Consider the following 1,196-nt stretch of genomic DNA (forward strand, 5'->3'; position numbering starts at 1 on the left):
GGGAGCATCCCACTTTGCAGTCAGTATAAATACTCAGACAATTGTCTGGCTAAGCTGATGGCATAATAGAAAGCAGATAAATTACCATAATCCAAGTTCGCATGACCCCAGAAGAACAGCAGAAGATCAAAATAAATCTCCAAGAAATAGCAGAGCTCCTTTATAAGAATACCCCAGTAGACAATCTACAAAGCTTTGAATCCGTAGAACTGAGTGTGAGGGAACATTTAATTGAGACAGTAGCACCAGAAATTAGCGGTTTTTTTTTCACTCGGCGGGGGGAAAAGGTTCGGGTAGAAAAAGAACCATAAAAAGTTGTGTAGGAGAAATAACTATATCGAGTAAACAAGCCCAAAGGCTGGGAGTAAAGAAGGGAAGTCGTCTGAGTCCTAATTTGGAAAAATGTTGTTTATTATTAGTGGGAAATGAATCTTTTGCCAATGCCGAGAGAGACCTCAAAATGTTGACAGGAATTTATGTACCGCACAGTACACAACATCGACTATTAGAGCGTTACGAATTCTCCTCGGCTCAAGCTACGGAGCAAGTAGAAGCATTGAGTATAGACGGAGGAAATGTCAGACTGAGAACTCATGAAGGAGAAGAAAGTATCTGGAGGAACTATAAGGCGGTTAAGGTACATGGTCAAGTAGGGGCAGCTTTTTTCCAAAATAATCCAGATTTAGTGGCATGGGTAAATAGCCAACCTCAAAGTGAAGCGATAACCTGCTTGGGGGATGGTCATGATGGGGTGTGGAATCTGTTTAAGCAAATTGGGACTCTTGAGAAAAGAAGAGAGGTACTCGATTGGTATCATTTGATAGAAAATCTACATAGAGTAGGAGGTTCGCTCAAACGACTGAGGAGAGCGAAGAACCAACTGTGGCAAGGAGCAACAGTAGAAGCTATAGCTGAGTTTAGAGGAGTTAGAGCTAAAGAAAGTAAAAAGTTCCAGAATTATCTCCGAAAACATCAGTCAAGAATCCCAGATTACCAGAATTATCAACAGCAGGGTATTGATATTGGTTCGGGAGCTGTAGAGTCTTTAATTAAACAGATTGGAGCAAGAATTAAGATTGTAGGTGCACAGTGGAACGAAAAAAATGTGCCTCAAATTTTAAGACTGAGATGTGCATATTTAAATAACGACATCAAGCTCGGTATTTCTGCTTAGTTAAAAAGCGGGATGCTCCCAT

General features: G+C 40.6%; 1 pseudogene. It reads left to right on the forward strand.

The window, feature by feature from the left end:
- Positions 1 to 101 precede the first annotated feature (101 nt).
- Positions 102 to 1,174 (forward strand): annotated as a pseudogene (locus tag ACUVJL_RS19240) (ISKra4 family transposase).
- Positions 1,175 to 1,196: the final 22 nt, after the last annotated feature.

The organism is Microcoleus sp. OTE_8_concoct_300 (assembly GCF_031383065.1).
In the GTDB taxonomy this organism is placed as follows: domain Bacteria; phylum Cyanobacteriota; class Cyanobacteriia; order Cyanobacteriales; family Microcoleaceae; genus Microcoleus.